The sequence below is a fragment of the Phyllobacterium sp. 628 genome (assembly GCF_014189505.1).
GTDB lineage: Bacteria > Pseudomonadota > Alphaproteobacteria > Rhizobiales > Rhizobiaceae > Phyllobacterium.
The window spans coordinates 1,844,028-1,859,006 of sequence record NZ_CP050301.1 but is presented as its reverse complement, the minus strand read 5'-3'; the positions used below and the strand labels follow the sequence as shown (position 1 = coordinate 1,859,006).

Here is a 14,979-nt window from a genome sequence, read left to right as displayed (position 1 = left end):
TAAAGGAAGGTATGCCTTGCCTGACCAAGCTGCAAGTGCCATCAATCGAAACATAAGCCGCCGGGCCGTGGATAGATTGTAACAGCAATCCTGCTCAACATGAGGATAAGTCCGTGATCAGCAGACGTCTTGTTCTTGGCGGCATGGCAAGTCTTGGCGCTGGCGCATTATTGCCTGCAACTGCATTTGCCAAGACACCCGCTGCAACCGTCAGCGGGCTGCATGCAGGCTCACCGGATGATCAGGGCCGTGCCCTGAATGCGCTGTTGCAAAGAGCAAGTTCCACCGGCGAACAGATATTTCTCCCACCCGGAACTTATATTGTTTCAGGCGTCGAGTTTCCTGACCGGGTCAATATTGCTGGCATTCCCGGTACAACCCGCCTTCTCAATGGCGGCAATGGCCGATTTTTCAATGGGAGCAATGCCAGCCAGATAAGGCTCAGCGGGCTTGTGTTCGATGGTGCCAATCAGTTTTTGAACACCAAGGCGCTCGTCGATGTCAGCAATGTCGGCCAGATCATCGTCGATGATTGTGATTTCACCGGCTCCAGCGCACATGGCATCGCGCTTTACAACAGCGGCGGTTGCATAGAACGCAGCCGGATCGCCGATGCCAGGGATGCAGGCATTTTCGCCTCCCAGTCCACCGGTCTGCAGATTACCGGCAATCATGTGCATGGTTGTGGTAATGGCGGCATTCTGATCTTTCGCGACACACAAGGTCCGGACGGCACCATTGTCAGCGGTAACCGCGTCGAAGATATCGCGGCCCGCAGCGGCGGCACCGGGCAGAACGGCAACGGCATCAATGTGTTTCGCGACGGCAATGTGCTTGTCACCAACAATGTGCTCAATAATTGCGCTTTCTCTGCCATTCGCGCCAATGCCGGAAACAATGTCCAGATCATCGGCAACAATTGCACCAACAGTGGCGAGATGGCGCTTTATTCGGAGTTTTCCTTTGAAGGCGCGATCATTGCCAACAATGTTGTCGATGGCGCTGCCAGCGGCATTTCCATGGTCAATATGGACAGCGGCGGCCGCATGGGGACCTGCAGCGGCAATGTCGTGCGCAACCTCACGGCGGCTGGCCCTTATCCGGCTGACGCGCCGGGTTTTGGCATCGGCATCAGCGTCGAGGCGGATATCGCGGTCAACGGCAATGTGGTCGAAAATGCGCCGCTCTACGGGATCAAGCTCGGCTGGGGGCCTTACATGCGCAATGTGACTGCCACGGGAAATATCATCCGCCAGTCCGGCACAGGCATCTATGTCAGTGTTGTTGACGGCGTTGGTCCGGCCATTATCACCGGCAACATTATTGAAAACGCCGTCAAAGGCGGCATTATCGGGCATCGCTGGATGAATGTCGCGACCGGGGATCTGGCCAAGCAAAGCACCAGCGGCTTCGACAAGCTGATCGTCGAGCGCAATATCCTGTCCTAGGTTCTAGTTGATATTGGCTTCCGTCAGGACATCCGCAGGGCTGACAACGCCATAGGTGATGCCATTCCAGTTGCGCATTTCCCGATCGGCAAACCGGTCGAGCTTTGATTCCAGTTCTGCTTCATTGCGGAAAATGCGCGCCAGAACCGTGGCAATCATGGCCTCCGAAGCCCGCGTCGTCCCGTCGTCGCACTTCAATGCAATTCCCAGTCCAAATTCCGGCAATGCACCGACAAACACGCCCTCGGCACCGGTTTTGACAAAAATTCGGCCGGGCGCCATTTCCATCAGACGCGTGCAAGCGCGGTTGGTGCCAGCGACGTAGAATGGTACGGCCATGGTGGCATCGAGCAGGCGCCTGGCAGCCTTGGCGCGCACCGGCGGCAGTCCGGTTCCTGTCACCATCCGGGCGAAGCCGTGCGCCAAATTCTTCAACGGAATGGCATAGGTCGGAATGGAGCAGCCATCGGTGCCGCAACGGTCCAGCGAATGCACCGCGCCGGTCACACTCTCCATCGCCTCACACACCATGTTCTGCGATTGCGACCCGAGCGATGAATAGCCCGAAGTGGGAATGCCCAGATGCACGCAGGTGCAGAGAAACCCGGAATGCTTGCCGGAACAATTGTTATGCAGCGCTGTCGGCTCCTGCCCGCTCTTGGCCAGTGCGATAAGCACAGCCTGATCGGATGACCAGTGCGCACCGCATTCAAGCGCCGAACCGTCAAGTCCGGCGCGACCCAGCATATCGGAAGCCTTGCGCACATGCTCCGGCTCGCCGGAATGTGAAGCGCAGGCCATGGCCAGTTCCTCGGCGCCAAAGCCGTAAGCATCCGCCGCGCCGCTTTCTACCAGTGGCAACGCCTGGATCGCCTTGATCGCCGAGCGTGGAAAAGTCGGGCGCTCAATATCGCCAACGGAATAGACGACCTTGCCATCGCCATCAGTAACGACCACCGCGCCGCGATGGCGGCTTTCAACGGTTTCGCCGCGAAAAACTTCAACAAGAACAGGATTGCTCATGACGCCCTACATTGCACAGGAAATTGACCGAAATCAGCCGGAATTGATGGTCTTATAGGATGCTCCGGCCCCCTTTCCAATGGAGAAAGCTGCTTGCTCAAATTATTCGCCTATACAGGCAGGCAAGCGGCTATACCCGGCTTTTCCCATTCCATAATGAGAAAATATGGCACGCGGCGATAGCGCTCGGCCTTGTCAGGATCGCCGCCATAGGGTGCCGGTTCGGCAAAATGACGCAGCGTCAGGCCATGGCTGAGAAGAAGCGACATATAGGTGCTCAACGGGCGGTGCCAATTCTGGATGCGAATGCCACGCCACTCCATCCAGTCCACGCGCTCTTCAAGATAATGGTCGATATAGAAACGCGGATCGCCATTGATATCGGGCTGCCAGCCCGCTGGTAGCCCCGCCGTGTTGAAGCTGTTGAGATTGGCGATGAGCAGGGTTCCACCGGGCTGGAGGACACGGGTCATCTCGGCAATGGCCTTGCGCAGGTAAGGGATGTCGATGAGCGAGAGATAGCTCACCACCAGATCGAACGATGCATCGGCAAATTCCAGCGCTTCCGCATAGCCGAAGCGATAGTCGCCCTCGGGGTCCCTGCCTTGGGCCTGCTCCAGCAATTCCTCGGTCGGATCAATACCGACGGGCTTGATCCCGAGATCCCTGAGGATGCGGCAGAAGCGGCCTTCGCCGCAGCCGACATCGAGTGCGTTTTTAAAGCCACGGCCGCTGATGCGCTCCAGCATTGGCCGGTCGAGTACATGCATGCGGCCATAATCGCCGTCATCCGCCTGTTCGGCGATCCAGGCGGAGGCCGACTCTTTCCATCCGTTCGACATGACGTTTCCCTCTGCCGTAGAAAGATGATTCAATTCATGGATTTATAAGGTGCTTTTAAAACACAGAATCCGGGTCTTAAAGTCCCGGATTCGCAAAATACGCTGTGGGATATTTATTTGATGCGTTCGAGGATCGACACATAGTTGGCGACAGCAGCGCCGCCCATGTTGAAGATTCCCGCGAGCTTGGCATCCGGCACCTGAATCCCACCCGCTTCGCCTGTCAGCTGCATGGACGACAAGACGTGCATGGAAACGCCGCTGGCGCCAATCGGATGTCCCTTGGCCTTTAGCCCGCCCGATGGATTGACCGGCAGGCGTCCGCCCATGGCGGTCTGACCTTCAAGGGCAACCTTGGCGCCTTCGCCCGGTTTGGCAAGACCCATGGCTTCATATTCGATGAGTTCGGCAATGGTGAAGCAATCATGTGTCTCGACAAAGGAGAGATCGCCCAGCGTTACACCGGCCTGATCCAGTGCACGCTTCCAGCCCTCGGAGCAACCTTCGAACAGCAGGATATCGCGTTTCGAAATCGGCAGGAAATCCTGCACGTGTTGAGCAGCACGGAACGCCACGGCGCGCCGCATCTTCAGCGCGGTCTGCGTATCGGTAAGCACCAGCGCCGCAGCACCATCGGATACAAGCGAACAATCGGTGCGCTTCAAAGGACCGGCGACGAAGGGGTTCTTCTCGCTTTCGTGACGGCAGAATTCATAGCCCAGATCCTTGCGCATCTGTGCGTAGGGATTGTTGACGCCGTTCTTGTGGTTCTTGGCGGCAATGGTCGCCAGCGCATCGGACTGATCACCATATTTCTGGAAATAGGCAGCGGCGATCTGGCCGAACACTCCGGAAAACCCGGCAGGGATATCGCCTTCTTCGGGAAGATAAGAGGCTTTGAGAAGGTTCTTGCCGATTTCCGGTCCCGGTGTCGATGTCATCTTCTCGACACCCACCACCAGGACGACCTTTGCAGCACCGGCGCGGATGGTCTTGATGCCCTGATGCACCGCTGCCGAACCGGTTGCACAGGCATTTTCCACCCGCGTGGCGGGTTTGAAGCGGAACGCATCGCTGGCCTGCAAGACAAGGCTTGCGGTGAAATCCTGTGGCGAAAAGCCAGCGTTGAAGTGGCCAAGAACGATTTCATCCACATCCTGTGGACCAATACCCGCATGATCCAGCGCAGCGAGTGCAGCTTTGACGATCAGGCTTTCGACGGTTTCGCCTTCCAGCTTGCCGAAAGGCAAATGCGACCATCCAACGATACAGGCTGTCATGTTATTCCTCCAAAATAGCATTCTTGTTGAGGTAACCATGAACCTGCCGCGCTTCAAGGTAAAGCGGTTTGTTGCAGTGCAATACCGGGGTCTGTGGTTTGGCAATTATCGTGCTGAAGTGGGCTTTCGGCTGATTCATTTATTGCTTTGAGATGATGTAAGGCGAAATTCGGTCGCGGGACCACTTGGCAAAACGCACAAGCAGCATCGCTGCTTACCCTCCCCCAACGTGGGGAGGGTCGGACCGCAGGTCCGGGGTGGGGGGACTAAATGCAGTCGTGCAAGAGGACAAATTGTTTCCCGGTTTTAACGGATCAATCATTACCCCCCACCCCGCTGCTTTGCAGCTACCCTCCCCCACAAGTGGGAGGGTTGGAGCCCGGCCTGCAAGGGATGTTGGGTGACAGTTTAGATACATGTCATCGCGCAGTCACTCATCGCTGGTTTGATGGTGATATATTGTTGTGCTGCACATCCATTGTGCGTGGTTCGACAAGCTCACCATGAGGGAATTGGTTTGGCTGCAATGCCACCGGAAGTGTTGCAGAACATAGCTCCCTGCAATCCTCACTCTCCCTCATGGTGAGCTTGTCGAACCACGCACAATGGACGTGCAACAGAAAGCGGCTCTCCCGTCTTTCAATATCAAATAAATCCTCTCAAAGTTTTTATTGATTGATCAGTCAATCAAGAATAATAATTCCTCCAAACGAGGTTTCTCAACATGCCCAAAGTCGGAATGGAACCACTGCGCAAGCGGGAGTTGATTGATGCGGCTATACGCACGATCGGCCAGCGCGGCTCGCTGGATGTAACTGTCGCGGAGATCGCCCATGAAGCGGGTGTTTCGCCGGCGCTGGCACATCACTATTTCGGCGGCAAGGAACAGCTGATCCTCGCCACCATGCGACACCTCCTGAAAGAGCTCGGGCGGGACCTTCTGACGGCTCTGGAAACGGCGCGTACACCAACCGCGCGCGTCGCCGCGATCATTGCCGTCAACTTTTCCGCCTCGCAATTTGCGCCGCAGACCGTAGCCGCGTGGCTCGCCTTCTATGTGCATGCACAGCAATCGGATGAAACGCGCCGCTTGTTGCGGGTCTATGCCCGCCGCATGCATTCCAACCTCGCCTATGCGCTCAGCCGTATGACTAGCCGCGCCATCGCCCTGCAGATCGCAGAGGGCGCTGCAGCCATGATCGACGGGCTCTATATCCGCCATGCGCTGCGCAATGGCGCGCCTGAGGCAGCCTCGGCAATCGCGCTTGTGGAAGATTACGTGACGACGAAATTAACCGCCGCCGGAGCATCCCTATGACCAGGCCAAACATTCTCATCCTGATGGTCGACCAGTTGAACGGAACGCTGTTTCCCGATGGCCCGGCAGAGTTTATTCATGCGCCGCATCTGCGCGCACTGGCCGATCGTTCTGCTCGCTTTGCCAACACCTATACGGCGTCGCCGCTCTGTGCCCCTGCCCGTGCATCCTTCATGTCCGGCCAATTGCCGTCACGCACCCGCGTTTACGACAATGCAGCGGAATTTGCCTCCGATATTCCGACCTATGCGCATCATCTGCGCCGTGCCGGTTATTACACCGGCTTGTCCGGCAAGATGCACTTCGTCGGGCCTGATCAGCTTCACGGTTTTGAGGAACGTCTGACCACGGATATCTATCCGGCGGATTTTGGCTGGACGCCGGACTATCGCAAACCGGGAGAACGCATTGACTGGTGGTATCATAACCTTGGTTCTGTCACCGGAGCTGGCATAGCCGAAACCAGCAACCAGATGGAATATGACGACGAGGTCGCGTTCCACGCAACGCAGAAACTGTATCAGCTGTCGCGGACATCAGACAACACAGCGAGCCGTCCGTGGTGCCTCACGGTCTCGTTCACCCACCCGCACGACCCCTACGTGGCGCGGCGCAAATATTGGGACCTTTATGAGAACTCCCCCGCTTTGGAACCGGCAGTCGGCGATATCCCGTTTGCCGAACAGGACCCGCATTCACAGCGCCTGATGCAAGCGTGTGACTATACAAACTTTGACATCACGCCGGACAATGTCCGCAGTGCCCGTCAGGGCTATCTCGCCAACATTTCCTATGTGGATGACAAGATCGGCGAAATTCTTGACGTGCTGCGCGCCACCCGCATGCTCGACAATACGATCATCGTCTTCACTTCAGACCATGGCGATATGCTGGGCGAGCGCGGCCTGTGGTTCAAGATGAACTTCTTCGAAGGCTCGGCGCGCGTCCCCCTGATGATTGCCGGCCAAGGCATCGCACCGCAACTGATCACCCAGCCGGTATCGACGCTTGATATCAACCCGACGCTGGCGGCCCTCGCAGGCATTGACATTGCGGCGGTCAAACCATGGACCGATGGCGAGGATCTGACCGGCGCGATCAAGGGCGGCAAGCGGCAGGGGCCGGTGCTGATGGAATATGCGGCCGAGGGTTCCAATGCCCCGCTCGTCTGCATTCGCGACGGCCGCTACAAGTTCGTGCACTGCGAGATCGATCCGCCGCAACTGTTTGATCTTGAATCGGATCCGCACGAGCGCGTGAACCTCGCAGCTGATCCTGCCCATGGCGAACTGCTGGCCCGGTTCACGGTCGCCGCCAGGGCTCGCTGGGATCTGGCAGCCTATGATGCGGCGGTGCGCGAAAGTCAGGCACGGCGCTGGGTTGTCTACGAAGCGCTGCGCAATGGCTCCTATTATCCCTGGGATTATCAGCCGCTGCAAAAGGCATCGGAACGCTACATGCGCAATCACATGGATCTGAATGTTCTGGAAGAGAACGCGCGTTTTCCGCGCGGCGAGTGAGGCAAAATGGAAGCAGATTTCGTTATCATCGGTTCGGGTTCTGCCGGATCTGCCATGGCCTACCGCCTGTCGGAGGACGGCAAATATTCTGTTATCGTCATCGAGTTCGGCGGCACCGATATTGGACCGTTTATCCAGATGCCAGCGGCTCTGTCCTTCCCGATGAACATGAGCACGTATGACTGGGGTTTCACCTCCGAGCCGGAGCCGCATCTCGCCGGGCGCACGCTGGTAACGCCGCGCGGCAAGGTCATCGGCGGATCGTCCTCGATCAATGGAATGGTCTATGTGCGCGGTCATGCCCATGATTTCGATCATTGGGCGGAGAGCGGCGCGGCAGGCTGGTCCTATGCGGATGTGCTGCCTTACTTCAAGCGCATGGAACATTCCCATGGCGGCGAAGCCGGATGGCGCGGCACCGATGGGCCTATGCATGTCCAGCGCGGACGCCGTGACAATCCGCTGTTCCATGCTTTTGTCGATGCGGGCAAACAGGCCGGGTTCGAAGTTACCGACGACTATAATGGCACCAAGCAGGAAGGCTTCGGTGCGATGGAACAGACCATCCACAATGGTCGCCGCTGGTCCACGGCCAATGCCTATCTGCGCCCAGCGTTAAAGCGCCGAAACGTCAATCTCGTCAATGGTTTTGCCCGGCGGGTGATTATCGAGAATCAGCGGGCAACCGGCGTGGAAATCACGCGGCGCGGCAAGGTGGAAACGATCCGTGCGCGGCGCGAAGTCATCATTGCCGCATCGTCGATCAATTCGCCAAAGCTGCTGATGCTGTCCGGTATCGGCCCTGCTAAGCATTTAAAGGAGCATGGCATCGCTGTCGTTGCGGACCGGGCCGGGGTCGGGCAGAATCTGCAGGATCATATGGAAGTCTATATCCAGCAGGAGAGCCTGAAGCCGATCACGCTCAACTCCAAGCTCGGGCTTTTCTCCAAGGCGATGATCGGCGCACAATGGCTGTTTTTCAAGACTGGCGATGGCGCGACCAACCATTTTGAATCCGCCGCCTTTGTGCGCTCCAAGCCCGGCATCGACTACCCCGATATTCAATACCATTTCCTGCCTGCCGCCATTCGCTATGATGGCAAAGCTGCCGCTGCTGGCCATGGTTTTCAGGCGCATGTGGGTCCGATGCGTTCAAAGTCACGCGGCAGCGTAACGCTGCGCTCGGCTGATCCATTCGAAAAACCCAAGATTCTGTTCAACTACATGTCGCACCCGGATGACTGGACCGACTTCCGCCATGCCGTACGCCTTACCCGCGAGATTTTCGGTCAGGCGGCGCTTGATCCCTATCGCGGACGGGAAATTTCACCGGGAGCTGGCGTACAGTCGGATGACGAGATCGATGACTTCCTGCGCGAACATGCGGAAAGCGCTTTCCATCCCTGCGGCACCTGCAAAATGGGCGCGGCCAGCGACCCCATGGCCGTGGTTGATCCGCACTGCCGGGTGATTGGTGTCGAGGGCCTGCGCGTTGCCGATTCCTCCATCTTCCCGCGTGTGACCAACGGCAATCTGAACGGACCGTCGATCATGACCGGCGAGAAGGCATCGGACCATATTCTTGGCCGTGATCCCTTGCCGAGGTCCAATCAGGAACCGTGGATCAATCCGCGCTGGCAAGTGAGTGACCGGTGATGATTATGTGTTCACCCCCTCTGGGCTGTCGCCCATCTCCCCCACAAGGGGGAGATCACATCGACATCAATTATATCGCTCAGTTTTCAGTATCTCAGAATTAGGCAAGATGGTCATGAGAGCTGATCTCCCCCCTTGTGGGGGAGATGTCCGACAGGACAGAGGGGGTGAAATAAAGTACAGATGAACAAACTTCAGGAGAACACCATGCGCGCGCAGCCCAAGGCATCGCATTTCATCAATGGCCGCTTCGTCGACGACAAGGCAGGCAAGCCGCTGGATGTGATCTATCCGGCGACCGGCGAGATCATTGCCAAGCTGTTTGGCGCCACACCTGCGCTCGTCGAGCAGGCCGTACAGGCCGCTGCAGCCGCTCAGCCCGCATGGGCCGCACTGAAGCCGGTGGAGCGCGGCCGTATCCTGCGCCGCGCCGCAGATATTTTACGCGAACGCAACGCGGAAATAGCCGAGCTTGAAACGCTCGATACCGGCAAAGCCATTCAGGAAACACTGGTAGCCGATCCGGCTTCCGCCGCCGATGCACTGGAATTCTATGGCGGCATCATTGCCGGGTTCAATGGCGAGATGATCGAGCTGGGTGGCTCCTATGCCTACACGCGCCGTGAAGCGCTGGGTGTGTGCGTTGGTATCGGCGCATGGAATTATCCGATTCAGGGTGCAGGCTGGAAGTCCGCTCCAGCGCTGGCTGCCGGCAATGCCATGATCTTCAAGCCATCGGAAAACACGCCGCTGTCTGCCCTCGTTCTTGCCGAGATTTACAAAGAAGCTGGCCTGCCCGACGGTCTCTTTAACGTGCTGCAGGGTTTTGGCGATGTCGGCTCGCAGTTGGTCGATCATCCCCTGGTCGCCAAAGTGTCACTGACCGGCTCGGTGCCCACCGGCAGAAAGGTGCTGGCGCAGGCCGGTTCACACATGAAGCATGCCACGATGGAACTTGGCGGCAAGTCGCCCCTGATCATATTTGATGACGCAGATGTGGAAAATGCCGTCGGCGGTGCGCTGCTCGGCAATTTTTATTCGACCGGCCAGGTCTGCTCGAACGGCACTCGTGTCTTTGTGCAGAAGGGCATAAAAGATCAGTTCCTTGACCGTCTGGTTACCCGCACCAAGGCCATCCGGCTTGGCGATCCGCTCGATCCCGAAATCCATTTGGGACCATTGATCAATGCTTCGCAGCGCGACAAGGTTGTGTCCTATATCGAGAAGGGCAAAGCTGAAGGGGCAACGCTTGCCTTTGGCGGCGGTGTGCCCAAGATGCAGGGTTTTGAAAGCGGCTGCTATGTCGAGCCAACCATTTTTACCGGCGTCACCGACACAATGACCATCGCGCAGGAAGAAATCTTTGGTCCCGTCATGGCGGTTCTTGATTTTACCGACGAAGAGGAAGTGGTTGCCCGCGCCAATGATACGGAATTCGGGCTTTCCGCCGGTGTCTTCACCAAGGACCTGTCCCGCGCCCACCGCGTCATCAGCCAGTTGAAGGCCGGCACCTGCTGGATCAACACCTATAATCTGGCACCGGTTGAGATGCCGTTTGGCGGTTTCAAACAGTCGGGCGTTGGCCGTGAAAACGGTCTGGCCGCACTTTATCACTATAGCCAGATCAAGTCTGTTTATGTTGAGACCGGCAAGGTCGAAAGCCCGTACTAAAATAGATCAAGGCGGGACATTTGCATGTCCCGCCTTTTCGATCACTTGCCGTAGATGGCGTCGCGCACGCCATCGGGAAACACACCCACCATGCCCGCAAGGGCTGTATTGGTCAGCGCCACGACGGTCAGCTTGCGCTTGGGATCGACAAACCATGACTGGCCATAGGCACCGCCCCATTTCCATGTTCCAGCTGATTGCGGCGAGCCTGCTGCCGCCGGGTCCTTCACGATGGAAAATCCGAGGCTGAAACCCGTGCCGGGCGGCGCGACATCCACGACAAGATCACCGATCTGGCTGTTTTCCAGCAGTTTGAGACTGCCAGCCGTGAGCAGCGGCGAACCACCCTCACGCAACGCTTCAAGGAAGCGGATATAGTCATCGGCAGTTCCCGCCATGCCCGCGCCGCCTGAAGCATAAGAAGCAGGATCAAATATCCGGTCTGGCGCAAAACTCACATCTCCATCGAAGAAAGGCACAATGTGGGTCTTGTCCATGCGCACCGGCGGTTCAGCGTCGCCGTAGGCCACAGCCAGTCTTGCCCGGTCACTGACAGTAAAGCCGGTGTCTTTCATGCCAAGTTTGCCGGTGACATTTTCCTTCACCAATTCGGGCAGAGATTTGCCCGTTGCCCTGGCCAGCACAGCGCCAAGCACATCGATGCCGACCGAGTATCCCCATGCGGTGCCGGGTTCAGACGACAGGGGTACGGTGGCGATACGGCGAAGGTTCTCTTCAACGGAAAGACCAGGCTGATCGAGGCCATCGGAAACATTGGCCTTGTGGTAAGGGCCATCGGCGGGTTGGAGAAAGCCATAGGTCAGGCCCGACGTATGGCTCATGAGCTGGCGGATTGTGATCACCGGTTCGCGGCCATCGGCAAGTTTCGGGTGGAAATCCGGCAGATATTTTGTGACCGGATCATCCAGTTTCAGCTTGCCCTCTTCCACCAGTCGCAGCGTCGTGACCGCTACAACCGGCTTGGTCATTGAGGCAAAGCGGAAAATCGCGTCTTCCCTGACCGGGGTTTTTGCCTCGCGATCAGCAAACCCTGCGGCGCGGCGATAGACAATCTTGCCATTCTCGGCCACCAGAATAACCGTACCTACTATGGTCTGGTCGGCAATAGCCTCGTTGATCACCTTGTCGAGGCGGCCTTTGAATTCAGCCTGTCCGCCAACCGCCGGTGCGGTCAAGGCAAGTGTTGTCAGCGTAGCGGCAACTGGTATGTTCATAGACCTGTTCCTTTTTCATAGTGGTCACTATATAAAAGAACTAACACGCGTTTCTTTCCTGTCAACTAATTTATTAGTGGTCACTATGAAAATAAATGAAGTCTCCGTCAATTCCACTGAAGAGCCCGCCCGCAAGCGCGGCCGTCCGCGCAGCTTTGACCGCGAGGCAGCGCGCGACAAGGCAATGATGCTGTTCTGGCAGCGCGGCTATGAGGGCACGTCGATCAATGACCTCACCGAGGCCATGGGCATAACGCCGCCAAGCCTCTACACCGCATTCGGCTCGAAGGAAGAGCTCTATATGGAGGTGCTATCGCTCTACAAACTCGGCCCCGGCAGCTATTTCACCGCAGCGCTTGAAGAGGAAAAGACGGCGAAAGGCACCATATCGCGCCTGCTCCACGGTGCCGCCTCCAGTTTCGCCCTTGGCCCCGGTGGCTGCATGATCTCCACAGCCGCACTTTCCTGTGCGCCTGAGGTAAAGGGCGTTGCGGATAAGGTCGCGGCCATGCGCAGCCGAACGTTGGGTGTTCTCACCACCCTCGTGGAGCAGGCCATATCAGATGGTGAAGTGCCCGCCTCTACCAACCCCAAACTGCTGGCGCGGTTTTACGGCGCCATCATTCAGGGCATGTCGGTGCAGGCGCATGACGGCGCGACGGTTGACGACCTAACGGCGATTGCTGAAACCGCCATGAGTGCTTGGCCAGGAAAGATTCCGGACTAAGCCTTGCCGATATAATCCACATATTGGGTCAGGGCGCAGACCAGATGATAGAAGATCGAGGCGGGAACATCTTCAGCCTTGGCTCTGCCCTTCTCGTCGATCAGGTCGATCCACAGGCCTTTTGGCGCCTGTTCGATGTGCCAGCGGAACAGCCGCCCGACCCGCGCTTCCACTTCCGGTTTCAAATCCGGCCCGCCATTGCCATCCAGCGCAATCGCCGCCTTCACCGCTTCGGTCTGCGGCCAGCTGCGTGAATTGGTATCGAGCGGCAGCCCATGCCGCGATACTGCGCCATAGGCGAGTTCAGTGGTGCGGTTCAGGCCATTGGCAATCGCCGAGGCATAGAGCTTGCGGGCGTGGCGGATAATGTCCTTCTGACCGGATGCCTTGGCAAAATTGGACAGGAGATAAGCCCATTCGAAATGATGGCCCGGCTCCGTCCACTCGCCCTGCTCGCCCGGCGCACGCTCCCAGTCATCGGTGAAATATTCGCCCAGCGTCCAGGTTTCCGCGTCGAACAGATGATGCCGGAAGAGATCAACAATGCGTGCGGCCCGCTGCAGATAATCCCGGTTGCCGGTCACGTCGTACCAGGCCAGAAACGATTCCAGCAGATGCATGTGGGGATTGGAGCGGCGCAGGCCTTTATCACCCGGCATTTCAAGGAAACCCCGAAGTCGGGAGTCGGCGAGATATTCATCGATAAAGGCAAAAGTTTCCGTGGCAAGACCAAGCGCCAGCGGATGACCGGCCCGGTGTGCATGCGCCAGCGCCAGCAGCACGAAGGACTGATCGTAAGCGTCTTCAGACCCGTCCAGAACCGTACCGTCAGGATTGAAGGTCTTGACCCAGCCGCCCCGCTCGGTCCGCCCATTGGCGGTAATGAAGCGTATGCCGTGATCAATCAGGTCATTGGCCGGTCCGTCCCAGCCCATTTCATGTGCGACCGCGAAGGCATAAATCTGCCGGGCCGTGGTGCGCATGCGTTTCGTGCGCATGATCGGGGTCGCATCGAAGGTCAGGGCCTCGTGAAAGCCGCCATAGCGCCGGTCGACACCGATGGTTGACCACAGGGGGAGCGTTTCCTCAAACAGCCAATGGCGCACGCGCTTTTCATAGGCGCCCACCTGCGGCAGCCGGTCCTGTGCCGGTGTGAACTTGGTTTCGAGACGTCCAGTCTTCTCCAACTGCTCGACGATCTTGCGCACATTCTGGCTTTCGGTTACCGGTGCCACAAAGGTGGCGTCGGACGTCGAGACGACCGCCAGATCACGCAGGCCGATGGCGGAAAGCAGGCGGCCATTGCTGCGCAGATAACTGTTTTCGCAATCGATGGCGACCACATCGCCGACAATCACATTGCCATTGCCATCGGTCGAGCTGACCTCCAGCAGGGATTGCCATGAACCCAGATCGTTCCAGCGGAAGCGTGCGGGGACCAGTGCAATATCAGTGGCGTGCTCCATGATCGCATAGTCAACCGATATGGATGGCACTTCGGCGTAAAGTTCGTAGGGAAGATAGGTGCCGGAGACGTTGCTGGTCGCCTGATCAAGGGCTGCAACAGCGCCGTCCCAGATCGTCGGCGCATGGGCTTTGAAGGCATCGCGCATGGCACTGGCGCGGAACAGGAAAATGCCGGAATTCCAGAGAAAATTCTTCGATTCGAGATACTGGATCGCGGTCGGTTCATCCGGCTTTTCAACAAACCGGATCACATCACGGATGCTGTCGTGTTGCGGCCCCACTTCGATATAACCGTAACCCGTCTCCGGACGATCTGGCTGAATGCCGAAGACGACGATCCGCCCGGCCAAAGCCGCATTGGTACCGGCTTCCACCGTGCTCCAGAAATCGCGATCGGTGGTGATTTCATGATCGGATGGCACGACGAGAACGAGATCATCGCCATGCTCGCGCAGCGTGATCTCTGTCGCCAGAACAACGGCCGCCGCGGTGTTGCGGCCCATCGGTTCAAGGATCGAACGGCCGCCGGCCAGATCAACCCCGGCAAGGTCCTGACTGATGCGATCCGCATGACGTTCCGAGGCCAAAAGATACACCGGCACGGCTGTCTCGCCGCCACGGGCACTCATGCGCTTGACAGTGCGCAACAGCATCGAGCCTTGACCGGAAAGATTATGAAACTGCTTGGGAAAGTCCTCGCGTGACAAAGGCCACAACCGCGAACCGACACCACCACTCATTACAAAGCTGATAATACGCGTCTTGCCCGATGTCATGTCATGCAACCTCAAG

General features: G+C 57.8%; 11 protein-coding genes. 6 read left to right on the top strand and 5 right to left on the bottom strand.

Going from position 1 to position 14,979, the window contains the following annotated elements; all coding sequences use genetic code 11:
- The first annotated feature begins 113 nt into the window (after positions 1-113).
- Positions 114-1,448 (top strand): TIGR03808 family TAT-translocated repetitive protein, encoded by a 1,335-nt coding sequence (locus HB779_RS10650; RefSeq protein WP_188345667.1) that lies wholly within the window; start codon positions 114-116, stop codon positions 1,446-1,448.
- A 3-nt stretch (positions 1,449-1,451) separates the two neighbouring features.
- On the opposite strand, the gene HB779_RS10645 is transcribed toward HB779_RS10650, so the two are convergent.
- The 3 genes from HB779_RS10645 to HB779_RS10635 form a co-directional block, all read right to left on the bottom strand.
- On the bottom strand, positions 1,452-2,471 hold the full coding sequence (locus HB779_RS10645; RefSeq protein ID WP_188345666.1) for an asparaginase: 1,020 nt from the start codon (positions 2,469-2,471) through the stop codon (positions 1,452-1,454).
- 110 nt (positions 2,472-2,581) lie between these two features.
- Positions 2,582-3,313 carry a class I SAM-dependent methyltransferase gene (locus HB779_RS10640; RefSeq protein ID WP_188345665.1) on the bottom strand — a complete coding sequence of 244 codons (732 nt, stop codon included), beginning with the start codon at positions 3,311-3,313 and terminating at the stop codon, positions 2,582-2,584.
- A 113-nt stretch (positions 3,314-3,426) separates the two neighbouring features.
- Positions 3,427-4,593 carry an acetyl-CoA acetyltransferase gene (locus HB779_RS10635; RefSeq protein ID WP_188345664.1) on the bottom strand — a complete coding sequence of 389 codons (1,167 nt, stop codon included), beginning with the start codon at positions 4,591-4,593 and terminating at the stop codon, positions 3,427-3,429.
- Positions 4,594-5,317: 724 nt separating this feature from the next.
- Between HB779_RS10635 and betI the strand changes: the two genes are divergently transcribed.
- The 4 genes from betI (at position 5,318) to betB (ending at position 10,758) form a co-directional block, all read left to right on the top strand.
- Positions 5,318-5,911, top strand: a complete 594-nt coding sequence (betI, locus tag HB779_RS10630; RefSeq protein WP_188345663.1) for a transcriptional regulator BetI — start codon at positions 5,318-5,320, stop codon at positions 5,909-5,911.
- Positions 5,908-7,431 carry a choline-sulfatase gene (betC, locus tag HB779_RS10625; RefSeq protein ID WP_188345662.1) on the top strand — a complete coding sequence of 508 codons (1,524 nt, stop codon included), beginning with the start codon at positions 5,908-5,910 and terminating at the stop codon, positions 7,429-7,431. Before betI ends, betC begins: the two co-directional genes overlap by 4 nt.
- 6 nt (positions 7,432-7,437) lie before the next feature.
- Positions 7,438-9,087 carry a choline dehydrogenase gene (betA, locus tag HB779_RS10620; protein WP_188345661.1) on the top strand — a complete coding sequence of 550 codons (1,650 nt, stop codon included), beginning with the start codon at positions 7,438-7,440 and terminating at the stop codon, positions 9,085-9,087.
- A 207-nt stretch (positions 9,088-9,294) separates the two neighbouring features.
- Positions 9,295-10,758 carry a betaine-aldehyde dehydrogenase gene (betB, locus tag HB779_RS10615; protein ID WP_188345660.1) on the top strand — a complete coding sequence of 488 codons (1,464 nt, stop codon included), beginning with the start codon at positions 9,295-9,297 and terminating at the stop codon, positions 10,756-10,758.
- 41 nt (positions 10,759-10,799) lie between these two features.
- Here betB and HB779_RS10610 read toward each other — a convergent pair whose 3' ends face one another.
- A complete protein-coding gene (locus tag HB779_RS10610; protein WP_188345659.1) occupies positions 10,800-11,993 on the bottom strand; it encodes a serine hydrolase in 1,194 nt (397 codons plus the stop codon).
- Between the two features lie 85 nt (positions 11,994-12,078).
- Between HB779_RS10610 and HB779_RS10605 the strand changes: the two genes are divergently transcribed.
- Positions 12,079-12,720, top strand: a complete 642-nt coding sequence (locus HB779_RS10605) for a TetR/AcrR family transcriptional regulator (RefSeq protein WP_188345658.1) — start codon at positions 12,079-12,081, stop codon at positions 12,718-12,720.
- Here the strand turns inward: HB779_RS10605 and HB779_RS10600 are convergent.
- On the bottom strand, positions 12,717-14,963 hold the full coding sequence (locus HB779_RS10600; protein WP_188345657.1) for an AGE family epimerase/isomerase: 2,247 nt from the start codon (positions 14,961-14,963) through the stop codon (positions 12,717-12,719). The two genes, HB779_RS10605 and HB779_RS10600, sit on opposite strands and share 4 nt — an antisense overlap.
- Positions 14,964-14,979 lie beyond the last annotated feature (16 nt).